Source organism: Streptomyces sp. NPDC050856 (assembly GCF_040653855.1).
Taxonomy (GTDB): domain Bacteria; phylum Actinomycetota; class Actinomycetes; order Streptomycetales; family Streptomycetaceae; genus Streptomyces.
On record NZ_JBFAGV010000004.1, the window covers coordinates 154,826 to 177,262 of the forward strand.

Annotated in this window: 19 protein-coding genes; 12 read left to right on the plus strand and 7 right to left on the minus strand. The window is 75.2% G+C overall.

Annotated elements, in window-relative coordinates:
* Positions 1 to 71: 71 nt before the first annotated feature.
* Positions 72 to 425, minus strand: a complete 354-nt coding sequence (locus AB0H53_RS05505) for a helix-turn-helix domain-containing protein (protein ID WP_362107586.1) — start codon at positions 423 to 425, stop codon at positions 72 to 74.
* A gap of 121 nt (positions 426 to 546) precedes the next feature.
* Between AB0H53_RS05505 and AB0H53_RS05510 the strand changes: the two genes are divergently transcribed.
* The 5 genes from AB0H53_RS05510 (at position 547) to AB0H53_RS05530 (ending at position 5,668) form a co-directional block, all read left to right on the plus strand.
* Positions 547 to 1,629, plus strand: a complete 1,083-nt coding sequence (locus AB0H53_RS05510) for an NADH:flavin oxidoreductase/NADH oxidase (protein ID WP_362107589.1) — start codon at positions 547 to 549, stop codon at positions 1,627 to 1,629.
* A gap of 127 nt (positions 1,630 to 1,756) precedes the next feature.
* Complete coding sequence (locus tag AB0H53_RS05515) at positions 1,757 to 2,842, plus strand: exo-alpha-sialidase (RefSeq protein WP_362107592.1); 1,086 nt, start codon at positions 1,757 to 1,759, stop codon at positions 2,840 to 2,842.
* Between the two features lie 33 nt (positions 2,843 to 2,875).
* Positions 2,876 to 3,553, plus strand: a complete 678-nt coding sequence (locus AB0H53_RS05520) for a uracil-DNA glycosylase (RefSeq protein WP_362107595.1) — start codon at positions 2,876 to 2,878, stop codon at positions 3,551 to 3,553.
* 49 nt (positions 3,554 to 3,602) lie between these two features.
* Complete coding sequence (locus AB0H53_RS05525) at positions 3,603 to 4,661, plus strand: BadF/BadG/BcrA/BcrD ATPase family protein (protein WP_362107598.1); 1,059 nt, start codon at positions 3,603 to 3,605, stop codon at positions 4,659 to 4,661.
* A gap of 80 nt (positions 4,662 to 4,741) precedes the next feature.
* On the plus strand, positions 4,742 to 5,668 hold the full coding sequence (locus AB0H53_RS05530) for a hypothetical protein (RefSeq protein ID WP_362107600.1): 927 nt from the start codon (positions 4,742 to 4,744) through the stop codon (positions 5,666 to 5,668).
* A 71-nt stretch (positions 5,669 to 5,739) separates the two neighbouring features.
* Here AB0H53_RS05530 and AB0H53_RS05535 read toward each other — a convergent pair whose 3' ends face one another.
* Both AB0H53_RS05535 and AB0H53_RS05540 read right to left on the minus strand, forming a co-directional pair.
* Positions 5,740 to 6,816, minus strand: coding sequence for a lactonase family protein (locus tag AB0H53_RS05535; RefSeq protein ID WP_362107603.1), 1,077 nt, complete (start codon positions 6,814 to 6,816; stop codon positions 5,740 to 5,742).
* Positions 6,817 to 6,906: 90 nt separating this feature from the next.
* Positions 6,907 to 8,457, minus strand: a complete 1,551-nt coding sequence (locus AB0H53_RS05540; protein ID WP_362107606.1) for an FUSC family protein — start codon at positions 8,455 to 8,457, stop codon at positions 6,907 to 6,909.
* Between the two features lie 276 nt (positions 8,458 to 8,733).
* Between AB0H53_RS05540 and AB0H53_RS05545 the strand changes: the two genes are divergently transcribed.
* Complete coding sequence (locus AB0H53_RS05545; RefSeq protein ID WP_362107609.1) at positions 8,734 to 9,216, plus strand: Lrp/AsnC family transcriptional regulator; 483 nt, start codon at positions 8,734 to 8,736, stop codon at positions 9,214 to 9,216.
* A gap of 32 nt (positions 9,217 to 9,248) precedes the next feature.
* Positions 9,249 to 9,956, plus strand: coding sequence for an HAD family phosphatase (locus AB0H53_RS05550; RefSeq protein ID WP_362107612.1), 708 nt, complete (start codon positions 9,249 to 9,251; stop codon positions 9,954 to 9,956).
* Positions 9,957 to 10,074: 118 nt separating this feature from the next.
* Here the strand turns inward: AB0H53_RS05550 and AB0H53_RS05555 are convergent, their stop codons facing one another.
* Entirely contained in the window at positions 10,075 to 12,732 is a 2,658-nt protein-coding gene (locus tag AB0H53_RS05555) for an AMP-binding protein (protein WP_362107615.1), read from the minus strand.
* Positions 12,733 to 12,952: 220 nt separating this feature from the next.
* Between AB0H53_RS05555 and AB0H53_RS05560 the strand changes: the two genes are divergently transcribed.
* From AB0H53_RS05560 to AB0H53_RS05570, 3 genes are read left to right on the plus strand one after another with little or no spacing between them, the layout of a single operon-like run.
* Positions 12,953 to 13,972, plus strand: coding sequence for an iron ABC transporter substrate-binding protein (locus AB0H53_RS05560; protein WP_362107618.1), 1,020 nt, complete (start codon positions 12,953 to 12,955; stop codon positions 13,970 to 13,972).
* A gap of 1 nt (position 13,973) precedes the next feature.
* Entirely contained in the window at positions 13,974 to 15,584 is a 1,611-nt protein-coding gene (locus tag AB0H53_RS05565; RefSeq protein WP_362107621.1) for an iron ABC transporter permease, read from the plus strand.
* A gap of 11 nt (positions 15,585 to 15,595) precedes the next feature.
* Positions 15,596 to 16,636, plus strand: coding sequence for an ABC transporter ATP-binding protein (locus AB0H53_RS05570; RefSeq protein ID WP_362107993.1), 1,041 nt, complete (start codon positions 15,596 to 15,598; stop codon positions 16,634 to 16,636).
* A gap of 174 nt (positions 16,637 to 16,810) precedes the next feature.
* Here AB0H53_RS05570 and AB0H53_RS05575 read toward each other — a convergent pair whose 3' ends face one another.
* Entirely contained in the window at positions 16,811 to 17,233 is a 423-nt protein-coding gene (locus AB0H53_RS05575) for a YjbQ family protein (RefSeq protein WP_362107624.1), read from the minus strand.
* 403 nt (positions 17,234 to 17,636) lie between these two features.
* On the opposite strand from AB0H53_RS05575, the gene AB0H53_RS05580 reads away from it, so the two are divergent.
* A complete protein-coding gene (locus AB0H53_RS05580; protein ID WP_362107627.1) occupies positions 17,637 to 18,776 on the plus strand; it encodes an NAD(P)-binding domain-containing protein in 1,140 nt (379 codons plus the stop codon).
* Between the two features lie 8 nt (positions 18,777 to 18,784).
* On the opposite strand, the gene mltG is transcribed toward AB0H53_RS05580, so the two are convergent.
* Both mltG and AB0H53_RS05590 read right to left on the minus strand, forming a co-directional pair.
* Positions 18,785 to 19,663 (minus strand): endolytic transglycosylase MltG, encoded by an 879-nt coding sequence (gene mltG, locus AB0H53_RS05585; RefSeq protein WP_362107630.1) that lies wholly within the window; start codon positions 19,661 to 19,663, stop codon positions 18,785 to 18,787.
* A gap of 191 nt (positions 19,664 to 19,854) precedes the next feature.
* On the minus strand, positions 19,855 to 21,690 hold the full coding sequence (locus AB0H53_RS05590; protein ID WP_362107633.1) for an ABC transporter ATP-binding protein: 1,836 nt from the start codon (positions 21,688 to 21,690) through the stop codon (positions 19,855 to 19,857).
* A 240-nt stretch (positions 21,691 to 21,930) separates the two neighbouring features.
* Between AB0H53_RS05590 and AB0H53_RS05595 the strand changes: the two genes are divergently transcribed.
* Positions 21,931 to 22,380, plus strand: a complete 450-nt coding sequence (locus AB0H53_RS05595; protein ID WP_362107636.1) for a MarR family transcriptional regulator — start codon at positions 21,931 to 21,933, stop codon at positions 22,378 to 22,380.
* Positions 22,381 to 22,437: the final 57 nt, after the last annotated feature.

Below are 22,437 nucleotides of genomic sequence, written 5' to 3' on the forward strand. Positions count from 1 at the left end.
GCGGCGGGGCACGGCGCGCCCGCGGCGTGTCCGCGCGGCCGTCCTGGCGGTCGGCCGGCAGGACGGGGCGCCTACGGTGTGCCCGGGCGGCCGTCCTGGCGGTCGGCGGCGCGCAGCACGGCGTCCAGCAGGCCGGGGAAGAGCGCGTCCAGGTCGTCGCGGCGCAGTCCGTTCATCTTGGCCGTGCCCCGGTAGGTCTGCCGGATGACCCCGCTCTCCCGCAGCACCCGGAAATGGTGGGTGGTGGTCGACTTGGTGACCGGCAGCTCGACGTGGGAGCAGGGCACCGCGGAGCGCGCGGCGGCCAGTGCGCGCACGACGCGCAGCCGCATCGGGTCGGAGAGCGCGTTGAGCACCTCTTCGAGGCGGATCTCGTCCCGCGCGGGATGGGCGAGCTCGCGCGGGGTGGTCTCGGTGGTGGTCACAGCGGCTCCACTTCGTCGGGCGGGACCCCATTGTACGAGACTCATCGTAGTTTGACAGGTGCCGTACTACGACGGTTATCGTACGAGCAGTTGTCCGGCCCCACCTGAAACGGAGTCCGCCGTGAGCGCCCTTTTCGAGCCCCGTACCCTGCGGTCGCTGACCATCCCCAACCGCGTCTGGATGGCACCGATGTGCCAGTACAGCGCGGAGCCGTCCGGGCCGGACGCCGGTGTGGCCGGGGACTGGCACTTCGCCCACTACGCGGCCCGCGCCGCGGGCGGCACGGGACTGATCCTGCTGGAGGCGACGGCGGTGTCCCCCGAGGGCCGCATCAGCCCCTACGACCTCGGCATCTGGAACGACACCCAGGTGGCGGCGCTGCGCCGGATCACCGGCTTCCTCAAGGGCCAGGGCACCGTCCCGGGTGTCCAGCTGGCGCACGCGGGCCGCAAGGCGTCGACCGGCCGGCCCTGGAAGGGCGGCGGCCCGGTCGGCGCCGACGAGCACGGCTGGCAGCCGGTCGGACCCAGCCCGCTGCCGTTCGACGAGGGGTACCCGGTGCCCGACGAGCTGTCCCGGCAGGGGATCGCGGAGATCACCGGACAGTTCGCGGCGGCGGCACGGCGCGCCCTGGCCGCGGGCTTCGAGGTGGTCGAGATCCACGGCGCGCACGGCTACCTGATCGGCGAGTTCCTCTCCCCGCACAGCAACCGCCGCACCGACGAGTACGGCGGTTCCTTCGCCAACCGCACGCGGTTCGCCCTGGAGGTCGTGGACGCGGTACGGGAGGTGTGGCCCGAGGAGCTGCCGCTGTTCTTCCGGATCTCGGCCACCGACTGGCTGGAGGACGGGACCGGCTGGAGCGCGGACGACACGGTCCGCTTCGCCGCCCTGCTGAAGGAGCACGGCGTGGACCTGCTCGACGTCTCGACCGGCGGCAACGCCCCGCGCGTGCGCATCCCGGTGGGGCCGGGCTACCAGGTGCCGTTCGCGGCCCGGGTACGGGCCGAGGCCGGGCTCCCGGTCGCGGCGGTCGGCCTGATCACCGAGGCCGGGCAGGCCGAGAAGATCGTCGCCAACGGCGAGGCGGACGCGGTGCTGCTGGGCCGTGAACTGCTGCGCGACCCCTCGTGGGCTCGGCACGCGGCGCGCGAGCTCGGCGGCGACGTCCACGTGCCCGACCAGTACCACCGCTCGGTCTGACCCGGCCCCTCGCCGGCGACCGACACCACCGGGCCGACCCGCGGAAAGCCGCTTCCAGGAGCCACTGTCAGTGGTGGGGTGCAGACTGGCCCGTATCCGAGACAACGACGTCCTGGAGGTGTCGGCCATGACCGACGTACTGCTGACCGTGGGAACCCGCAAGGGACTGTTCGTCGGCCGTGGGCGCGGCGGCCGTTGGGAGTTCGACGGCCCGCACTTCAACGCGCAGGCCGTGTACGCGATCGGGATCGACACGCGCCGGACCGTGCCCCGGCTGCTGGTGGGCGGGGACAGCGCCCACTGGGGGCCCTCCGTCTTCCACTCCGACGACCTCGGCGCGACCTGGACCGAACCGGCGCAGCCGGCCGTCAGGTTCCCCAAGGACACGGGGGCGTCCCTGGAGCGGGTGTGGCAGTTGCATCCGGCCGGCCCGGCGGCGCCGGGGGTGGTGTACGCGGGCACGGAACCCGCCGCGCTGTTCCGCTCCACGGACGAGGGCGAGACGTTCGAGCTGGTGCGGCCGCTGTGGGACCACCCGACGCGGTCGAGGTGGGCCCCGGGCGGTGGCGGCGAGGGCCTGCACACCGTCGTCACCGACCCACGGGACCCCGACGCGGTGACGGTGGCGGTGTCGGCGGCCGGGGTGTTCCGCACACTGGACGGCGGCGGCAGCTGGTCACCGTCGAACGAGGGGGTGTCGGCGGTCTTCCTGCCCGATCAGCGTCCGGAGTTCGGGCAGTGCGTGCACAAGATCGCCCAGGACGCGGGCGACCCGGACCGACTCTATCTGCAGAACCACTGGGGGGTGTACCGCAGCGACGACTCGGGCGCCCGGTGGACCGACATCGGCGCCGGGCTGCCCTCCGACTTCGGCTTCGCGGCCGTGGCCCACCCGCACCGCGCGGACGTGGCGTACGTGTTCCCCATCAACGCCGACGCCGACCGGGTGCCCGCGGAGCGGCGCTGCCGTGTCTACCGCACGAGTGACGCGGGCGGCAGCTGGGAGCCCCTGTCCGCCGGACTGCCGGAGGGCGATCACTACGGCACGGTGCTGCGGGACGCGATGTGCACGGACGGCGCGGACCCGGCGGGCGTGTACTTCGGCAACCGCAACGGCGAGCTGTACGCGAGCGCCGACGACGGGGACAGCTGGCGGCTGCTGGCCTCGCACCTGCCGGATGTGCTGTGCGTGCGCGCGACGGTGATCGGGTGAGGGGCGGAGCGCTGCGCCAGTAGAGTGACGGCCGTGGCAGCACGACCGTTGAAAGAAATCGTTGAGCCGGGATGGGCCGAGGCCCTCGCGCCGGTGGCCGAACGCGTCGCGGCGATGGGCGACTTCCTGCGCGCGGAGATCGCCGCGGGACGCACCTACCTCCCGGCCGGACCGAATGTGCTGCGGGCGTTCCAGCAGCCGTTCGACGAGGTGCGGGTCCTGATCGTCGGTCAGGACCCCTATCCCACGCCGGGGCACGCGGTGGGGCTGAGCTTCTCGGTCGCCCCGGAGGTGCGGCCGCTACCCGGCAGCCTGGAGAACATCTTCCGGGAGCTGCACGCCGACCTGGGGCTCCCCCGGCCGTCCAGCGGGGACCTGACGCCCTGGACCGGACAGGGAGTCCTGTTGCTCAACAGGGCGCTGACCACCGCGCCCCGCAAGCCGGCCGCGCACCGGGGCAAGGGGTGGGAGGAGGTGACCGAGCAGGCCATCAAGGCGCTCGTCGCGCGCGGCAAGCCCCTGGTGTCCGTGCTGTGGGGGCGTGATGCCCGCAACCTGCGCCCGCTGCTCGGCGACCTTCCCGCCATCGAGTCGGCGCATCCGTCGCCGATGTCGGCGGACCGCGGCTTCTTCGGCTCCCGGCCGTTCAGCCGCACCAACGACCTGCTGACGCGCCAGGGCGCCCAGCCGGTCGACTGGCGCCTGCCGTGACGCCCCGCGGCGCGGCGGCCGGACCAGCGGTCGCGCCCGAGGGCGCCGCGTGACGTCCCGGCAGTGGGTCCTGGGGGTCGACTCCGGCGGCTCGGGCCTGCGGGTCGCGCTCGGCTGCGCGCGGCCGGCCGGCCGGTCCGGGAACGCGTGGGTCCCGGGGGGCGGCTCGGGCGGGGCCGGGGCGCCGGTGGACGTGCGGCCGGCCGGGACCGTGGTCTTCGACGAGCCGGTGCGGACCGGGGCGGGTGGCGTCGACGCCGGGCACCTGCTGGAGCGGCTGCTGCCGGCCGCCGGAGAGCTGCTGGCCCGGGCCGGAGCGGACCGGGCGGACGCCGTCGTGGTCGGTGCCGCCGGGATGGCGACGCTCGGGGACGGGCTGCGCGCGCGATTGCCCGGGGCGCTGCGCGGTGCGCTGGGGGCGCGCCGCCTGGCGCTGGCCGCCGACGCCGTCACCGCGTACGCCGGGGCACTCGGGCAGCGGCCAGGGGCGGTGGTCGCGGCGGGCACCGGCCTGATCGCGCTCGGCACCGACCTGGCGTCCGGCTGGCGCCGGGCGGACGGCTGGGGCCACCTGCTGGGCGACTGCGGCGGCGGTGCCTGGATCGGCCGGGCCGGCCTGGAGGCGGCGCTGCGGGCCCATGACGGCCGGCGCGGCGGTTCGCCCGCGCTGCTGGCGCGCGTCGAGGCGGTGTTCGGGCCGCCGGCCGGTCTGCCCGGCCTGCTCTACCCGCGCGCCGACCGGCCCGCGGTGCTCGCCTCGTTCGCGCCCGAGGTGGCCCGCTGCGCACCGCGCGACCCGGTGGCCGCCGGCGTCCTGGCGGATGCCGCGCGGCACATCGCGCAGGCCGCGGCCGCCGTGTGCCCGCCGGGACCCGGCCGGGATTTCGCCCTGACCGGCGGGCTGTTCGCGATGGGCGACCCGCTCCTCGTACCGCTGCGGGCGGAGCTGGCGGAGCAACTGCCGTACGCGCGGGAGGTGTCGGCCGCCGGGGACCCGCTGTCGGGCGCGGTGGCCGTGGCGGCGGCGCTCGCCACGGACACCCTGCGACTGCCGTGCGAGCCCGGCATGCTGGAGACGTTCCCCGCCGGACACCCTCCGACCGGCTGATCGGACATACGCGGACAGAGGCCACCGGACCGCCCCCTCCGCAAGCGGTGGAGCAGGGAAAACCAGTAGCATGCGGCGCCATGAGCTCCCCCACTGGGCCCGCTGCCGGCCTCCCTGTACGAATGCCACGACCCCGCCAGCCAGGGCGGCACCGTCGCCCCGAACCCGTGGCGGCGCCCGAGGGCGCACCCGCGCTCGTCCTCGCCGTTCCCGGCGCCCCTTCCGCCGCCGTGCGCGGCCTGGCGGAGGAGGTCGTGAGCATCGCCCGATCGGAGCTGCCCGGCCTGGAGGCGGCGATCGGGTACCTGGACAGCGCCGGTGACGACGCCGAGCACCCGGCCCTGGCGGCGGTCCTGGCGCGGGTCGCGGAACTGCGCGTGGAGCGCTACGAGCTGGCGCGGGCGGCGGGCCGCGAGGTGGCCGAGCCCGAGGGCCCCGCTGCCGTCGTGGTGCCGCTGCTGGCCGGTCCGGACAGCGCCCTGATGGGCCGGATACGCCAGGCCGTCGGCGACAGCGGCGCGACCGCCGAGCTGACCGGCGTGCTGGGGCCGCACCCGCTGCTGGCCGAGGCGCTGCACGTCCGGCTGTCCGAGGCCGGGCTGGCCCGCGCCGACCGGGCGCGGCTGTTCACGGTCGCCACGGCGGCCGACGGCATCGTCCTGGCCACGGTGGGCGGCGAGGAGGCCGTGCAGGCGGCCGGTATCACCGGCATGCTGCTGGCCGCCCGGCTGGCCGTCCCGGTCATGGCCGCCGCGCTGGACCAGCCGGGTTCGGTGGCCGCGGTCGCCGCCCAGCTGCGCGAATCCGGTTCGGGCCAGCTGGCGCTGGCGCCGTATCTGATCGGCCCGGAGGCGGCCGAGGGGCTGCTGCGCGAGGCCGCCGAGGAGGCGGGGTGCTCGGTGGCGGAGCCGCTGGGCGCGTACCCGGCGGTCGGCAAGCTGGTGCTCTCCCAGTACACGACCGCGCTGGGCATCGTTCCCCAGCCGCAGGGCGCTCCGGTCCGCTGACCTCCGTGGCCGCGGGCAGCGGCGAAGGGGCCCGCACCAGGACGGCACGTCCGGTGACGGGCCCCTCGGTGTCACCGCGGGCCCGCCGCCTCCCGGGCGAAGGCCACGCAGGAGGCCGCCGGGGCGTCGACCGAGCCCGCCCGGGACGGGACACCGGTCAGCGGGTCGAGGTCGAACCAGGTGACGTCGCCGGAACGCTCGTTGGCCACGTACAGCCGCCGGCCCCGGGGGTCCAGCGCCAGGTCGCGCGGCCAGTGCCCGCCGCACGGCACCGTCGTGACCAGCCGCGGCCTCTCCCCCGCCGGGTCGAGCGCCAGGACGGCGATGCTGTCGTCGCCGCGCACGGCGACCCACAGATGCCGCCCGTCGCCCGCCACGGCGATCCCGGAGGGGTGGCTCGGCTCCCGGGCCCCCACCGGCAGCAGCGGGGTCTCCGCCACCGCCTCCAGGGCTCCGGCGGCGGCGTCCCAGCGGCAGACCGTGAGCGTCGCTTCGAGCTCGCCGACCACGTAGGCGTGACTGCCCGCCGGATGGAAGGCCAGGTGGCGCGGGCCCGTCCCCGCCCGCAGTGCCGTCTCCCCGTGCGGGATCAGCCCGCCGGTGCCCGGGTCGAGCACGTGGACGTGCACCGAGTCGGTGCCGAGGTCGACGCTCAGCAGCCAGCGTCCGCCGGGATCCGCCACCACCTGGTGGGCGTGCGGGGCGTCCTGGCGGTCCGGGTCCGGGCCGGCACCCCGGTGCCGCAGCACACCCGACGCGGCGCGCGGCGCGCCGTCCGGCCCGACGGGCAGCGCGCTCACGCTGCCGGAGCCGTAGTTGGCGGTCACCACGTGCCCGTGGGCGAGCGTCAGGTGGGTGGGGGCCGCGCCCCTCACCGGTGCGGGCCCGCCGATGAGGCGTGCCGGGCCCCCGCCGGTGATGTCGAAGGCGGCGACGGCGCCCTCGTCTCTCTCGCTGACCGCGTACAGGACGGACCCGTCCGGGGCGGGCACCAGGAAGGACGGGTCGGCGACCGCGTCCGTCGCTCCGGTGACCGTCAGCGCGCCCGTCCCCGGGTCGACGTCGGCCGTGGTGACGCCCCGCCCGCCGGCCGTGGTGAACGACCCGATGAAGGCCCGTGTGCCGGCCCGAACCGCCTTGTCCGCCACCGCGTTGGCCCTCTCCCGTGCTGACTCCGGTGCGGGGCCGACGGTAGCAGGCGGTCTAGACCAACGCGGCGCCATCGCCGTTTCGCGCGGTCAGGAGCCGACCAGCGGGGAGCGCGGGGAGCTGCGCAGCGGTACGACGAGGTCGGCGAGCGCCCGCTCCAGGCCGTGCAGGTGGTGCAGCGCCGCCTCCACACCGGGGTGGTGGTGCGGCTGGAGGTGCGCGGCGGCCGTACGGCCGTCCGCCGTGGCGGCGGCCTCCCCGGCCGTCGCCGTCGCCGTCGTGGCGCCGGGTGACACCAGGGCCCGCACGGCGGCCTCCACGCGCGTGCAGGCGGCCGTGAGCCGGGCGTCGTGCGAGGCCCGCGGGTCGGCCGCGACCGCGGCCAGGCCGCGCACCTCGCGGGCGCAGCTGTCCAGCAGGGCGAGCACCTGGCGGGCGCGGGCCTTGCGGGCGCGCAGCGGGCTCAGCGGATGGACCAGCGGGGCCAGCGAGAGCCGGGCCCGGCCCAGCAGCGCCTCCAGTTCGGCGGCGAGCGGCGCCGGGTCGGCGCCGGGGTCGCCGGCCAGCCGGCGGGAGGCGGCGGTGGTGCACCCGTGCACGCAGTGCAGGGCGCGCGCGATCCACGCCTCCGTGGTGGCGTGGGTGGTGACGGGCAGCACGAACATCACCGCCAGGGCCGCGCCGAGCGCGCCGACGCCGGTCTCCGCCAGGCGCAGGACGAGCAGCGCGGGTTCCAGCACGCCCAGGAGCCCGTACAGCAGCCCGACCATCAGCGTGACGGCGAGCATCATCCAGGTGTACGACACCGGGGCGGTGTAGAAGATCCCGAAGACGCAGAGCGCCACCAGGGCGGCGGTGGGCGCGGTCGCCCCGTCCACCGGGACGGCGACGAACAGGCTCACGGCGATCCCGGTGAGCGTGCCCAGGACCCGGCGGAAGCCACGGACCAGGGTCTCGCCGCGGGAGGCGGTGTTGACGAAGATCCACCAGGTGGCGCCCACCGCCCAGTACCAGCGGTCCCCGGACAGCAGCTGCCCGGCGACCAGGGCGAAGGCGCCGGCCGCGGTGGCCTGCACCGCCTGCCGGGTGGTGGTACGGGCCAGGCCCCGGCCGCCCGGGAGGGTGGGCACGGCGGGCGGCGGCAGCCGCCGCTCGTAGCACCAGGCGCCGAAGCGGACCAGCGAGGAGGCGAGCAGGGAGAGGGCGATGGCCGAGTACAGCCCGGGCAGCTGTCCGGGCACCGTGCGCAGGAACTGCGCCACGAAGAAGGTCATGAACGCGAAGACGCCCAGGGCGTGCCCCCGCGGCCCCCAGCGGCGGGCGTACACCGAGGCTCCCGCGACGGCGACGAACGCCACGTCGCGCGCGGGCGCGTACCCGTGCAGCCCGGCGGCCAGGGCGAGCACCGGGAACCCGACGGCGGGCAGCAGGGCGGTGGTGACGGCCTGCCGGCGGACGGTCGGGTCGGTGACGGTGAAGAGGGCGAGCAGCGCGGCGAGCCCACCGGTGATGACCGCGGGCAGCGGATGTCCCGTGAGACCGCACACGGCCACCGCCAGGCCGATGCCGAGGACGGCCCGCAGGGCGCTGCGCAGTCGCAGCCGGCCCGGGTCCGGAGCCACGAACATCCTCTTCAGCACGGATTCCCACCCCTTCTTTGGTTTCGGCATGAAAAAGGCGCCGCGGAGTCCGCAGCGCCATCGACGGGTACATAAGAGCATCTTCGGGCCCAGTGGCTCAAGTGAACCCGGTTGCACTGGGCCAATGGCCCGGACATCGCCGGGTGGGACGTCCGTCGGCCGAGCCAACGGACCTGACCGGAGTGGTAGCGTCCGGTTCGTCCCGTCGGACCGGGGCGACTGGGCCATTGGTACAGTGCCCTCGCGTACGGGCGGGCCAGAAGGAGGCCGGACGACATGGCCGTGGACGAACTGGACACCCGCATCCTGCGGCTGCTGATCGAGCAGCCGCGCACCAGCGTGCGGGAGTACGCGCGGATCCTCGGCATCGCGCGCGGCACCCTCCAGGCGCGCCTGGAGCGGCTGGAGCGCGAGGGCGTGATCACCGGCACGGGGCCGGTCCTCTCGCCCGCGGCGCTCGGCCACCCGGTGCTGGCCTTCGTGCACATCGAGGTCACCCAGGGCCACCTGGACGACGTCGGCGACGCGCTCGCCGCCATCCCCGAGATCGTCGAGGCGTTCTCGATCACCGGCGGAGGCGATCTGCTGACCCGGGTGGTCGCGCGGGACAACGGCCATCTGGAGGACGTCATCCAGCGGCTGATCCAGCTTCCCGGGGTGGTGCGGACCCGTACCGAGATGGCGCTGCGCGAGCGGGTGGCGCACCGGCTGCTGCCGCTGGTGGAGGCGGTGGGCCGGGCGTCCGGCACACCGCGCTGAGGGCCGCGGGCGCCCTTGGCATCCTGGGGCCCATGAATACGCCGTGGACCACCGCCGTGATCTTCGATCTGCACGGCACGCTGGTGGACAGTGAGCCGAACTACTACGAGGCCGGGCGCCGGCTGCTGGCGGACCACGGGGTCACCGGCTTCACCTGGCGGCGCCACACCGACTTCATCGGGATCGGGACGCGCGAGACCCTGGAGATCCTCAAGGCCGAGTACGGCCTGGCCGCGCCCGTCGAGGAACTGCTGGCCGGAAAGAACCACCACTACCTCCGGCTGGCCCGCGCGGGGACGGCGGTGTTCCCGCGGATGCGGGAGTTCGTGGAGCGGCTGCACCGTGAAGGTATGCCGATCGCCGTGGCGTCCGGCTCCTCCCGTGGCGCGATCGAGGCGGTGCTCGGCGGTACGGGCCTGGACGCGTACGTCACGACAGTGGTCTCCGCCGAGGAGGTGGAGCGCGGCAAGCCGGCTCCGGACGTCTTCCTGGAGGCGGCGCGCCGCCTGGGCGTGGAGCCGGCGCGCTGCGTGGTGGTGGAGGACGCCCCGCCCGGCGCGGCGGCGGCGCACGCCGCGGGGATGCGGTGCGTCGCCGTGCCGTATGTGCCGGCGACGGCCGGTGATCCGGCGTTCCGGCGGGCGGGGCTGCTGTTTCCCGGGGGCCAGGAGGAGTTCACGGTGCGGGCGGCCCACGACTTCGTGACGCGCGGGCCGGCGCCCGGCCGGACCGGTGCCTGAGCGGTGACGTCCGCCGCCCGCCGCCCGGGGCCGCCCGGGGCCGCCCCGGTGGCCCCGGCGCCCGGGTCACCCTTGCGGGTGCGCGCCGATGTCCGTCGGGTCCACCCCCCGGCCCTGACTAGGGCCCGCAGGCAGCCGACCGACGGCCGTCCGGACCGCCGGACGCGCCCTGTCCGGGTACGCGGGTCCCGTCGCCGGGCGCCGCCCGGCGACGGAGGACGGGGCGCATCCGGCACACCCGCCGGGTCAGCCGGGTCGCCGCCGACGCGTAGGCGATGCCGAAGAGGAGCGAGACGAGGAACGCGAGGTGCTTCGAGACGCCGTCGAGGACCGGGTAGACCTGCCAGTGCGTCAGGTAGATGGCCAGGGAACTTCCGGCCAGGAGGCCGGCCACCCGGTTGAGCCGGGGACCGCTCGGCAGCGTGGGGAACCACACCAGGAGCACGAAGCCCGCCATGACGAACAGCTCGCGGCGCGGCTCACCGGGGAAGAAGCCGGGCACGGTGGCGAGTGCCGCGACCGTGACCGCCAGCCGTTGGGGCACGGTGCGCGCGCGTGCCGCCGCCCAGCCGAGCGCGAAGAGCCAGAAGACGGTGACGGCGTCGGTGATCTGGGTGCGGTCGGGGAGGCCGACGAGTTCGTAGCGGGCGAGCAGCCCGATTCCCGCGAGGGCGACCGGCAGTCCGTACGGGTGGCGCCGTTCCAGCCGGTCGATCACCGGGAGGGCGAGCAGGGCCAGCGTGGCGAGCAGGATGTAGACGAGGGCCTCGACGAACCAGAGGTGGATTCCCGGCCCCATGTCCTGCGGGGCGAGCGCGTTGTGCAGGAGCAGGAGATTGGTCAGGTCGTAGTCGTCGCTCACCAGCAGCGCGAAGGCGGTCCAGGCCATGCAGGGCAGGGCGATCCGGCCGATGCTCCGGGCCGTGCGACGGACGCGGGCGCGCCGTTCGGCCGAGGTGAGCAGGAAGCGGGCGAAGTTGAAGCCCGCGACGGCGAGCAGCAGGTGGGCGCCGCCCCGGATCTCGAAGAGCCGGATGTGGGACCCGACGACGCAGAGGATCGCCACCGCGCGCAGGGCGACACTGGTCTCCAGCGTCCGGCCGCGTGCGCCGGACCGCGCCGGCGGCTGTCGCAGCTCGCGTATCGGGGTGAGGTGCCAGTCCGGCGGGAGGTGGCCCAGGAGCTCCTCCAGGCGGAGCGACATCTCGACGTACGACAGGGAGTCGCCGCCCAGTCCCACGAAGGTGTCGTCGGGGGTGACGCCGGTGCGGTCCAGGATCGTCGCGTACAGGGCGCACAGACCCCCGTCACCGGCCGCACCCCCTGGTGCGGTGGGTGCGGTGCGGCGGGTGAGACCGCGGACCTTCGCGTAGTCGGGCTTGCCCGTGGGCAGCCGGGGCAACTCGTCGAGTACGTGCACGTCGACGGCGGACGGCGGCAGCCCGCACTCCTCCGTCACCCGGCGCCGGACGCGCCGGGCGTCCCAGCCCGGGCGGCGGGCGGCGGCGACGGTGAGCACGTGGTCGTCACCCGAGCAGAACGCGCGCACCCCGTGCCGGGCCAGCGTCCGCTCCACCTGCTGCGGGTCGACGCGCAGGCCGAGGATCTTCAGGAACCGGCCGCGCCGCCCGACGATCTCGTACAGCCCGTGCCCGGTGCGGCGGGCCAGGTCTCCGGTCCGCAGGGCGTCGACGGTCCGGCCGAGCGCCAGGTCCCCGGCGGTGTGCGCGTAACCGAGCATCACGTTGGGGCCGCGGTAGACGAGTTCGCCGACCCCCTCGTCCTCCGCTTCGTCCTCCGCTTCGTCCTCCGGTTCGTCCACCGGCTCGAGTGAGAAGGCGCCACCGGGGACGGGCACGCCGATCGCCGTGGGGTGGTCGGCGGCCAGTTCGGGCGGGAGGTAGGCCATCCGGGCAGTGGCCTCGGTCTGGCCGTACATGACGAAGAGGTCCCAGCCGCGTCGCCGCCCCAGCTCCGCGTAGTGGGCGACCCGGTCGGGGTCGAGACGGCCGCCGGCCTGGGTGACGTACCGCAGACGCGGGAGGTCCATGTCGGCGAATCCGACCCGGTCGAGCAGGTCGAAGGTGTAGGGAACACCGGCGAGCGCGGTGCCGCCGGCGGCGCGGAAGAGGTCCCAGAAGCAGGAGTCGGCCACCGACAGACCCGTCAGGACGAGCCCGGCGCCGCGCAGCAGGTGGCTGTGGACCACCGACAGGCCGTAGCAGTAGTGCATCGGCAGCGTGGTCGCGGCCCGGTCGGTGTCGCGGATGCCGAGGTACGTGGCGATGGACTCGGCGTTCGCCTGGAGGTTGGCGTACGAGAGCCGGACGAGCTTCGGCGAGCCGGTGGAGCCGGAGGTGCTGAGGAGCAGCGCGAGATCCGGGTGCAACGTGTGGGCCGAGACCGCCCGTCGTTCCTCGATGCGCCATTCACCGTCGCCGGCGGCCGTCGGGTGGACGACCACGTCGGGGTCGTACGCGGCGGTGAGCGCGGCGACGGCCTCCGGGTGGTCGCCGGGGACGAGGAGGACGGGGTGCCCCGAGGAGAGCGCGGCCAGATGGACGACGAGGGCCTCGGCGGTGTTGGCGCCGGGGAGCAGGACGAGACGGCGGGCGGTGCCGAGGCGCCGGGCCGTCCCGCCCACCCTCCTGGCGAGTTCACGGTAGGAGATCTCGCCGTCGGCGGTCACGAGGGCGGTGCGGTCGCCGTGCTGTGCCAGGCGGTGGGCGAGGGGGAGGCGGCTGCCGTGGAAGGGCGGGGAGGGGGTGAGCGTCACGGGCGGATCGTAGGTAAGGCTTTCCTGACCACACAGGGGCGGGGTTGCTCCTGACATCCCTTTGCAACGCGTTCGTTACCAGAGTCTGACTTGACCCTTAGGTTAGCTTTACCTTATCAATACCCATGTTCATCGGTTTCCCCGCCAACTCACGTCGCCTGCCCCGCCCACGTGCCCCCGTGGCACCGGCGGCCGGCACGGCAAGGAAGGCTCCACCTCCATGCGCCGCCCCATGGCCCGCCGTCTCACCGCGCTCGCCGCGGCCGCCCTGCTCCTTCCCGCGCTCGCCGCCTGCGGGAGTGACGAGCCCGCCGGGCTCGTCATCTACTCCGGCCGCAACGAGAACCTGGTGAAGCCGCTCGTCGAGAAGCTGGAGAAGCACCTCGGTACGAACGTCGACGTGCGGTACGGCGACAGCGCCGAACTCTCCGCCCAGCTCATGGAGGAGGGGGAGAACACCGAGGCCGGGCTCTTCCTGTCGCAGGACGCGGGCGCCCTGGGGGCCCTCTCCAAGGAGGGCCGGCTCTCCCCGCTGACGAAGGCCACCCTCGACAAGGTGCCCGCCGCCCACCGCGGCTCCGCCGGCGACTGGGTCGGTGTCAGCGGCCGCGTCCGCGTCCTCGCCTACCACCCGGACCAGGTCCCCACTCCCCCGAACAGCGTCCACGACCTCGTGAAGCCCGAATGGAAGGGCAGGATCGGCTTCGCGCCGACCAACGCCTCCTTCCAGGCGTTCGTCACCGGCATGCGCGTCCTGGAGGGCGACGAGGCCGCCCGTACCTGGCTCAAGGGCCTCAGGGCCAACCAGCCCAAGGCCTACGAGAAGAACACCGCCATCCTGGAGGCCGTCGACAAGGGCGAGGTCTCCCTCGGCCTGCTCAACCACTACTACTGGTACGAGCAGGTCGCCGAGAAGGGCGCCGGCGAAGTCAAGGCGAAGATCCACTACCTGCCCAAGGGCGACCCCGGCGGCCTCGTCAACGTGGCCGGTGCGGGCATCCTCAAGGGCGCCGACAAGAAGCAGGCCGACCATGCCCGCAAGGCCGTCGACTTCCTGCTCTCCACCGAGTCCCAGACCTACTTCGCCCAGGAGACGAAGGAGTACCCGCTCGCGGCCGGCGTGAAGACCGCCGAGGGCGTGCCCGCGCTGGAGTCCCTGCAGCCGCCGAAGATCGACCTCGGCAGGCTCGACGACCTCAAGAAGACCCTGGCCATGCTCCAGGAGACCGGACTCGTCTGACATGACCTCACCGGACTCGACGGTTCGGACCGGTGGCACCTCCCGCCCGGCGGGTGCGCCCGCACCCGCCGGGCGAGCGCGGATGTCCGCCCGTACCGCTCCGGCTGCCGGACGCCCGCCGTGGGTCCTGGTCGTCCCCGCCTGCGCCGCCGCCCTGCTGGCCGTACTGCCGCTGGTCTACCTCGGTGTCCGCGCGCTGGAGCGCGGGCCCGCCTACGCCTGGGACGTCGTCGCCGACCCCCGCACGGGCGGACTGCTGCTCCGCAGCCTCGGCCTCACCGCCGTGGTCGTCGCCGCCTGCCTGGTCATCGGGATCTCGCTCGCCCGGCTGACCGTCCGCACCTCGCTGCCCGGCGCCCGGGCCTGGTCCGTCCTCGTCACCCTGCCCCTCGCCGTCCCCAGCTACGTCACCGCCTTCGCCTGGCTGTCCGCAGCGCCCTCCCTGGCCGGCTTCACCGGATCCGCCCTGGCCCTGACCCTGGCGAGCTTCCCGTACGTGTACCTGCCCGTCGCCGCCGCCCTGCGCGGCACCGACCCCGGGCACGAGGAGGTCGCCCGCTCGCTCGGCCACGGGCCGGTGCGCACCTTCCTCCGGATCACCCTCCCGCAGCTCCGGCCCGCCGCGGCCGGCGGCGGGCTCCTCGTCGCGCTGTACGTGCTCTCCGACTTCGGCGCCGTCTCGCTCATGCGGTACGACACCTTCACCCGCGGCATCCACACGTCCTACCGGGCCAGCTTCGACCGCACTCCCGCCGCCGCGCTCAGCGTGGTCCTCGTCCTCATGACCGTGGCACTCGTCGCCGCCGAGCACCGCACCCGGGGCCGTGCGCGGTACGCCCGCACCGGCACCGGTACCGCCCGGCGCGCGGCCCCCACCGCGCTGGGACGGCTCACGCCGCTCGCGCTCGGCTGGTGCGGCACCCTCGTCGCCGCCGCCGTCGCCTTCCCGCTGGCCACCCTCGGCTACTGGCTCGCCGTCGGCACCTCGGCCACCTGGGACCCCGAGGCCCTCACCAGCACCGCGCTCACCACGCTGGGCGTCGCCGCCTCGGGGGCCGCGCTGACCACCCTGCTCGCCCTCCCCGTCGGCGTCATCGCCGCCCGCCACCGGGGCCGGGCCGCCACGCTGCTCGAACAGGCCGCCTACGCCGGCCACGCCGTGCCCGGCATCACCGTCGCGCTCGCCCTGGTCTTCCTCGCCGTCCGCTACGCGCGCCCCCTGTACCAGGAGACCCCGCTGCTGATCTGCGCCTACGCGGTGCTGTTCCTGCCCGTCGCGGTGGCCGCCACCCGCGCCGCCGTCCTCCAGGCGCCGCCCGTCCTCGACGACGTCGCCCGCTCGCTCGGCCGCACGCCGCTCGGCGTCCTGCGCGAGGTCACCGTCCCGCTCGCCGCCCCCGGCGTCGCCGCCGGCGCGGCCCTCACCTTCGTCGTCTGCATGAAGGAGCTGCCCGCCACCCTGCTGCTGCGCCCCACCGGCATGGACACCCTGGCCACCCGGCTGTGGACGGAGACCGGCAGCGGCTCGTTCGCCGCGGCCGCGCCCTACGCGGCGGCGCTCATCCTGCTGGCCGCCGTCCCCTCCTACCTCCTCGGAAGGCACCGCCCGTGAACGACCGTCAGGTGAACGACCTCCAGGTCGGTGGCGTGGTGAAGACCTACGGATCCGGCGCCCCGGTCCTGGACGGCCTCGACCTCGCCGTGCCGGGCGGCTCCCTCACCGCCGTACTCGGCCCGTCCGGTTGCGGCAAGACCACACTGCTGCGCGTGATCGCCGGCTTCCTGAAGGCCGACTCCGGCACGGTCACCGTCGCCGGCCGCCTCCTCGGCGGCCCGGGGGCGCACCTGCCGCCGGAGCGGCGCCGGATCGGCATCGTCCCCCAGGAAGGCGCGCTCTTCCCGCACCTGAGCGTCGCCCGCAACATCGCCTTCGGGCTGCGCGGCACGGAGCGCGCGGCGCGGCGCGGACGCGTCGAGGAGCTGCTGGATCTCGTCGGGCTCGCCGGTTACGGCGACCGCATGCCGCACGAGCTCTCCGGCGGCCAGCAGCAGCGCATCGCCCTCGCCCGCGCCCTCGCCCCCGAGCCGCATCTCGTCCTGCTCGACGAACCGTTCAGCGCCCTGGACACCGGCCTGCGCGAGACCGTACGGGCGGAGGTCCGCACCGTCCTCCGCGACAGCGGCGCCACGGCCCTGCTCGTCACCCATGACCAGCAGGAGGCCCTCTCCACCGCCGACCTCGTGGCCGTCCTCGACAAGGGCCGGGTCGCCCAGTGCGCCGCCCCCGAGGAGCTCTACCACCGCCCGGCCGACCCCTGGGTGGCCTCCTTCGTCGGCGACGCCGTCCTCGTCCCCGCCACGGCATCGCACACCACCGCCACCACTCCGCTGGGCCGCGTCCCCCTCGCCGTCCCCGCCGGGCACCGGGAAGGTCTCGTCCTGCTCCGCCCCGAGCAGCTGCGCCTCACGCCACCGGCGGAGGGAGCCACCGAGGGCACCGTCACCGGGGTCCGCTTCCACGGCCACGACACGCTGCTCACCGTGGCCGTCGACGGACTGCCCGGCCCGCTCGCGGTCCGCACCCCCGGCCCGGTCCCGGCGCGCCCGGGCGACCGGGTGGGTCTGACGGTCACGGGGGAGGCGACCCTGCACGAGGCCCGGTAGCCGGGGCGCCGACGCCCGACAGGTCCGCACCGGCCCCCACCGGCCCCGCACGCGGGCCCGCCGGTTCTCCCGGGCCGTCCCGGCGGCCGTCCGCCAGCCGGTCCCCAGGGTCCGGGCACCCGGGCCGCGCACCCCACCGGGTACGGCCGGACGCGGGCCCGCGGTACCGCAGGGCTACCCGAGAAACGACAGACGCACCTTTCGGTCCGGGTTGTCCTTGTTGGTGTCGACCACGCACACCGACTGCCAGGTGCCCAGCGCCATCTCGCCGCCGACGACCGGGATCGTGGCGTGCGGGGGCACCAGCGCGGGCAGCACGTGGTCGCGTCCGTGGCCGGGGCTGCCGTGCCGGTGCTGCCAGCGGTCGTCGGCCGGCAGCAGGGAGTGCAGCGCGGCCAGCAGGTCGTCGTCGCTGCCGGCGCCGGTCTCCATGATGGCCACCCCGGTCGTCGCGTGCGGGGTGAAGACGTTCAGCAGCCCGTCCCGTCCGGCCGCCACCTCCCGCAGGAACGCGGCGCAGTCGCCGGTCAGGTCGTGGACGACCTCCCGGTCGCCGGTGGTGAGGGTCAGCGTCCGTGTGGTGAATGCGTCGCTCATGTCTTCATGGTGACCCGTCCTGCCTCGGTGAATCACCGCGACCGGCCGCCGCTCCCCCGCCGGTGCGCGAGCGCCGGGCGGGCACGGCCCGGGGACGCGGCCATCGGTGCTGCGCTGCCGGCGTCGCGGCCGTGGTGGGTCGGCGCGGTCGACCGGCGCGGGCGGCGTCCTCCCCCACCGCCGGCGGTGGGCGGGGTGGTGCGCGGCCCGCGTCCGGGACGCTCACCGTGCGCCTCGGCCGCGCGTCGTCGGGGGCCACCGGCCGCCCCGGCGGCCCGGCGGGCGGCTGAGGAGGGCCGCCCGGCGGCGCGTGTCGCCCAGGCTTGGGGCGGCCCCGGTTCCTGCGCGCCCCGGCCCCGCCCGTCCTGGGAAGATCCCGGCACCCCACCCGGTTGGTAGAAGCGTGAACTACTTTGCCCTCGACGTGGTCGTCATCGGGGCCGGCCAGGCCGGCCTGTCCGCCGCGTACCACCTGCGCCGCGCCGGCCTGGAACCGGACCGGGACTTCGTCGTCCTGGACCACGCCCCGGGCCCCGGCGGCGCCTGGCAGTTCCGCTGGCCCACGCTCACCTACGGCAAGGTGCACGGCATGCACGCGCTGCCCGGCATGGAGCTGGCCGGCGCCGACGGCGAGCGGCCCTCCTCGGAGGTGATCGGCGCGTACTTCGCCCGCTACGAGGAGACCTTCGACCTGCGGGTGCACCGGCCGGTGGACGTCTCCGCGGTCCGCGAGGGCGAGGCCGGCGGGCTGCTGGTGGAGACGTCGGAGGGAACGTACGCCACCCGCGCGCTGATCAGCGCGACGGGCACCTGGGACCGGCCGTTCCGGCCGCGCTACCCCGGGCAGGAGACCTTCCGGGGACGGCAGCCGCACACCGCGGACTACCCGGGCCCGGCCGCGTTCGCGGGGCAGCGCGTGATCGTGGTGGGCGGCGGTGCCTCCGGCACCCAGCATCTGATGGAGATCGCGGAGGTCGCCGCCGGCACCACCTGGGTGACCCGCCGCGAACCGGAGTGGCGGCAGGGGCCGTTCGGCGAGGCCGAGGGCCGCGCGGCGGTGGCGCTGGTGGAGGAGCGGGTACGGCGGGGCCTGCCGCCGCGGAGCGTGGTCGGCGTGACCGGGCTGCCACTCACGGACGCGATCGTGGCCGCCCGGGAGCGCGGTGTCCTCGACCGGCTGCCGATGTTCGACCGGATCGTCCCGGACGGGGTGGTGTGGGACCCCGGGTCCCCGACGGCCGGGAAAGGCGGCGACCTGGGCGTGGGACGGACGGTGGCGGCGGACGTGATCCTGTGGGCGACCGGCTTCCGGCCGTCCGTCGGTCACCTGGCGCCGCTGGGGCTGCGCGAGCGGGGCGGTGGTATCCGGCTGGACGGGACCCGGGCGGTGCGCGACGAGCGCGTCCACCTGGTGGGGTACGGGCCTTCGGCGTCGACGATCGGCGCCAACCGGGCCGGGCGGGCCGCCGTCCGGGAGGTCGTCGGGCTGCTGGGCCGCCGTCCCGTCGGCCGGGCACCGCGCCCCCTGGCCGCGGCGGTCTGAGCCGGTGGTCAGCCGCCGTCGCCTCGGCGGCGCTCGTTGAACTCCTGGACGTTGCGCCGGTGCTCGTCGTAGTCGGCGGTGAAGCGCGTGTCGCCGGGTCGCACGGTGACGAAGTACAGCCAGTCCCCGGGCGGCGGGTCGATCGCCGCCCGGACGGCCTGCTCACCGGGGTTGTCGATGGGGGTCGGTGGCAGCCCCTGGCGGGCGTAGGTGTTGTACGGGCTGTCCAGCCTGGTGTCCGCGTGACTGGTGTCCAGGGTGGACCGACCCAGCGCGTAGTTGAGGGTGGAGTCCATCTGGAGCGGCATCGACCGGGCGAACCGGTTGTAGATGACCCGGGCCACCTTCCCCATGTCCTGCGGGGTGTCCGCCTCGGCCTGCACGATGCTGGCGATGGTCACCGTCTGGTACGGGGTGACGCCGTTGCGCCGCGCGCCGGCGGCCAGGTTCTGCGCCCGGAACCGTTCGTCCGCGGTTCTGACCATGTAGCGCAGCAGGCTCGCCGGGGTGGTCCCCTCCTCCACCGGATACGTCGCCGGGAAGAGGAACCCCTCGGGGTTGCCGCGGGCCTCGGGCGGCAGCTGCGGACCGGCGCTGCCCGGCCGGCTCGCGCCCCCGGTACGGCCCACACCGGCCGCCGCCTTCCTGGTGGTGCCGGCCGGCACACCGAGCGTCCGGTCGACCGCCGCGTACACCTGGGCGGCCCGCCAGCCCTCCGGTACGAGCAGTCTCCTGGGTTCGCGCGGCGGCGTCTCCTCGACCAGCAACAGGGGTACCAGCACCGCGGCCGCGGCCGCCGCCACCAGGCCCGCGAGCAGAATGAGCAGCCCGCGGCGGCCGGGCCGGAACCGGCGCCGTGGCGCTTGGTCCTGGGAGTCGTTCACCATGCGGGCACCGTAACGCGCGGTGCGCGCCGAAGCCGGTACCGCCCGGCCGCGCCGTCGCTCCCCGTGCCACGGGAGCGGCGGCGCCGTCGCGGGCACGGGCAGGGCAGGGCGCGGGCAGTGCACGGTCAGGGCGGTGCCGCGGGCGCGAAGGGGCGGTGTCCCGTGCGCGTGCGGGGACGGGCGGGCCGCGCTCAGGGGGACACGGACGCCGGTTCGTCGCCGCGGAACGCGGACGCCGGTCCGTCGTCGCGGCGCACCAGAGCGGCATAGCGGCCCCGCCGCTCCAGCAGCTCCTCGTGGCGGCCCCGCTCGGCCACCCGGCCCTGGTCCATGACGATGATCTCGTCCGCGTCCCGGACGGTGGAGAGCCGGTGCGCGATGGTGATCGTGGTGCGCCCCGCGGAGAGCGCGTCGATCGCCTTCTGGACCGCCCGCTCGGTACGGGTGTCCAGGGCGCTCGTCGCCTCGTCCAGGATGAGGACGGGCGGGTCGCGCAGGATGGTGCGGGCGATGGCCAGGCGCTGCTTCTCACCGCCCGAGAAGCGGTATCCGCGTTCCCCGACCAGGGTGTCGTACCCGTCGGGCAGGGAGGCGATGTGGTCGTGGATCTGCGCGGCGCGGGCCGCCGCCTCGATCTCCTCGTCGGTGGCCTCCGGCTTGGCGAAGCGCAGGTTGTCGGCGACGGAGGCGTGGAAGAGGTAGGTCTCCTGGGAGACGACGCCGACCGCGCGGGCCAGTGTGTCGAAGTCCAGGTCGCGCACGTCCACCCCGTCGAGGCGGACCCGGCCGCCGGTGACGTCGTACAGCCGGGGCACCAGGTAGCTGAGCGTGGACTTGCCCGAGCCGGTGGGTCCGACGACGGCCAGGCTGCCGCCCGCCGGTACCGTCACGTCGATCCCCAGGAGCGTCGGTGCGCTCTTGTCGTCGTACCGGAAGGAGACGTCCTCGAACCGCACCTCGCCGCGGATCTCCGCCAGCCGCACCGGCGCGTCGGGTTCGGTGATGTCGGCCGGCAGGTCGAGGTACTCGAAGATGCGCTGGAAGAGCGCCAGGGAGGTCTGGATCTCCACTCCGGTGGAGAGCAGGCTCACGGCCGGCCGGAACAGGCCCTGCTGGAGCGAGACGAAGGCGACGAGCGTACCGATGGAGATGGCCGGCCCGCCCGCCTGGAGCGCGAGTCCGGCGGCCCAGTACAGCAGCGCGGGCATCGCGGCCATGACGATGCCGATGGTGGACATCCGCCACCGCCCCGCCATCGAGGAGCGCACCTCCAGGTCGACCAGGCGCTCCGACTCGCTCGCGAACGACCGGGTGAGCGAGTCGGCACGGCCCATGGTGCGGCCCAGGAGGATGCCGCTGACCGAGAGCGACTCGGTGACGGTCGCGGCCATGGCCGCCATCTGCTTCTGCCGCCGGGTGGCGATCGTCTTGCGCTCCCGCCCGACGCGGCGGCTGATCCACACGAACACCGGCAGCAGGAGCAGGGAGACCAGGGTGAGCCGCCAGTCCAGCGCGAGCATCGCGACGACCGTCGCCACCACGGCGGTGAGGTTGGAGACCAGGGAGGTGGCGGTCGAGGTCACGGTGGCCTGCATGCCGCCGATGTCGTTGGCGATGCGGGACTGCACCTCCCCGGTGCGGGTCCGAGTGAAGAAGGCCAGCGACATGCGCTGGAGCCGGGCGTAGACGGCGGTGCGCAGGTCGTGCATGACGCGTTGGCCGACCGTCGTGGAGATCAGCGTCTGGAGCACGCCGAAGACGCCCGTCACCACCGCCGTGAGGATCATGCCGAGGGCGAGCAGGCTGAGCAGCCCGGTGCGGCCCTGCGGGATGGCGGTGTCCAGGATCTCGCGCAGCAGGAACGGCGAGGCGACGGAGACCAGCGAGGAGGCGGCGACGAGCAGCCCCACCACGGCGAGCCGGCCCCGGTAGGGGCGGAAGAGCCGCAGGACGCGCCGGATCTGGGCGGGCGGCTGCCCCGGCTCGCGGGGTGGTGGCGTCCAGGTGGACTCGGCGTGGATGCGCATGGGCTCCTTCGGGGGCTCGGGCACGGACGGGGAGCGACGGCACCGGGCTCCGGGCGTCGCGCGCCAGCCGCCGGGCGCGCGGGCACCGTTCGCCCGGCGCCGGAGGACGGCACCCGGGCGAACGGTGTTCGCTGGACGCGACCGTCGGACCGGCGGGGGCGCACGACGGCCGCCACCTCGAAGAGCATAGCTCACTGTTACCTTGCTTCACAATGACCGAGGTCCTGCTAGCATTCCGTCATGAACACCCCTGATGCCGACGGCCTGCTGGCCGAGCAACTCCTGCGGCTCACCCGCCGCATCCACCGCAGCCAGCAACGGCAGCTGGAGTCGGCCGGCATCGCCATCACCCCCGCCCAGTCCCGGTTGCTGCGCACCCTCCTGCACTACGACACCCCGCCCCGCATGGCCGACCTCGCCGCCCGCCTGGAGGTCGTGCCCCGCGCCGTGACCAGTCTGGTCGACGGGCTGGAGGCCGGCGGCCGGGTCCGCCGCGTCCCCGACCCGGCCAACCGCCGGGTGATCCGCATCGAGCTCACCGACACCGGCCGCGACACGCTGCGGCAGCTGCGGACCGCGCGCCGGGCCGCCGCAGAGGACATCCTGGCCCCATTGACCGCCGAACAGCGCGAGGTGCTCGGCGGCCTGCTGTCCGCCCTGGTCGACGGAGGCCCCGGGCGCCGCTGCTGAGCCACCGTCGGCTCCCGGCCGGAAGCGCGCCACGCACCCCGCGCACCGTCGAGGGGA

Bases quoted from the DNA above. Each gene is read 5' to 3' on its own strand.
- AB0H53_RS05550 (WP_362107612.1), top strand. From the start codon at position 9,249: ATGAATACGCCGTGGACCACCGCCGTGATCTTCGATCTGCACGGCACG.
- mltG (WP_362107630.1), bottom strand. From the start codon at position 19,663: ATGGTGAACGACTCCCAGGACCAAGCGCCACGGCGCCGGTTCCGGCCC.
- AB0H53_RS05595 (WP_362107636.1), top strand. From the start codon at position 21,931: ATGAACACCCCTGATGCCGACGGCCTGCTGGCCGAGCAACTCCTGCGG.
- AB0H53_RS05590 (WP_362107633.1), bottom strand. From the start codon at position 21,690: ATGCGCATCCACGCCGAGTCCACCTGGACGCCACCACCCCGCGAGCCG.
- AB0H53_RS05515 (WP_362107592.1), top strand. From the start codon at position 1,757: ATGACCGACGTACTGCTGACCGTGGGAACCCGCAAGGGACTGTTCGTC.
- AB0H53_RS05575 (WP_362107624.1), bottom strand. From the start codon at position 17,233: ATGAGCGACGCATTCACCACACGGACGCTGACCCTCACCACCGGCGAC.
- AB0H53_RS05565 (WP_362107621.1), top strand. From the start codon at position 13,974: ATGACCTCACCGGACTCGACGGTTCGGACCGGTGGCACCTCCCGCCCG.
- AB0H53_RS05560 (WP_362107618.1), top strand. From the start codon at position 12,953: ATGCGCCGCCCCATGGCCCGCCGTCTCACCGCGCTCGCCGCGGCCGCC.
- AB0H53_RS05545 (WP_362107609.1), top strand. From the start codon at position 8,734: ATGGCCGTGGACGAACTGGACACCCGCATCCTGCGGCTGCTGATCGAG.
- AB0H53_RS05530 (WP_362107600.1), top strand. From the start codon at position 4,742: ATGAGCTCCCCCACTGGGCCCGCTGCCGGCCTCCCTGTACGAATGCCA.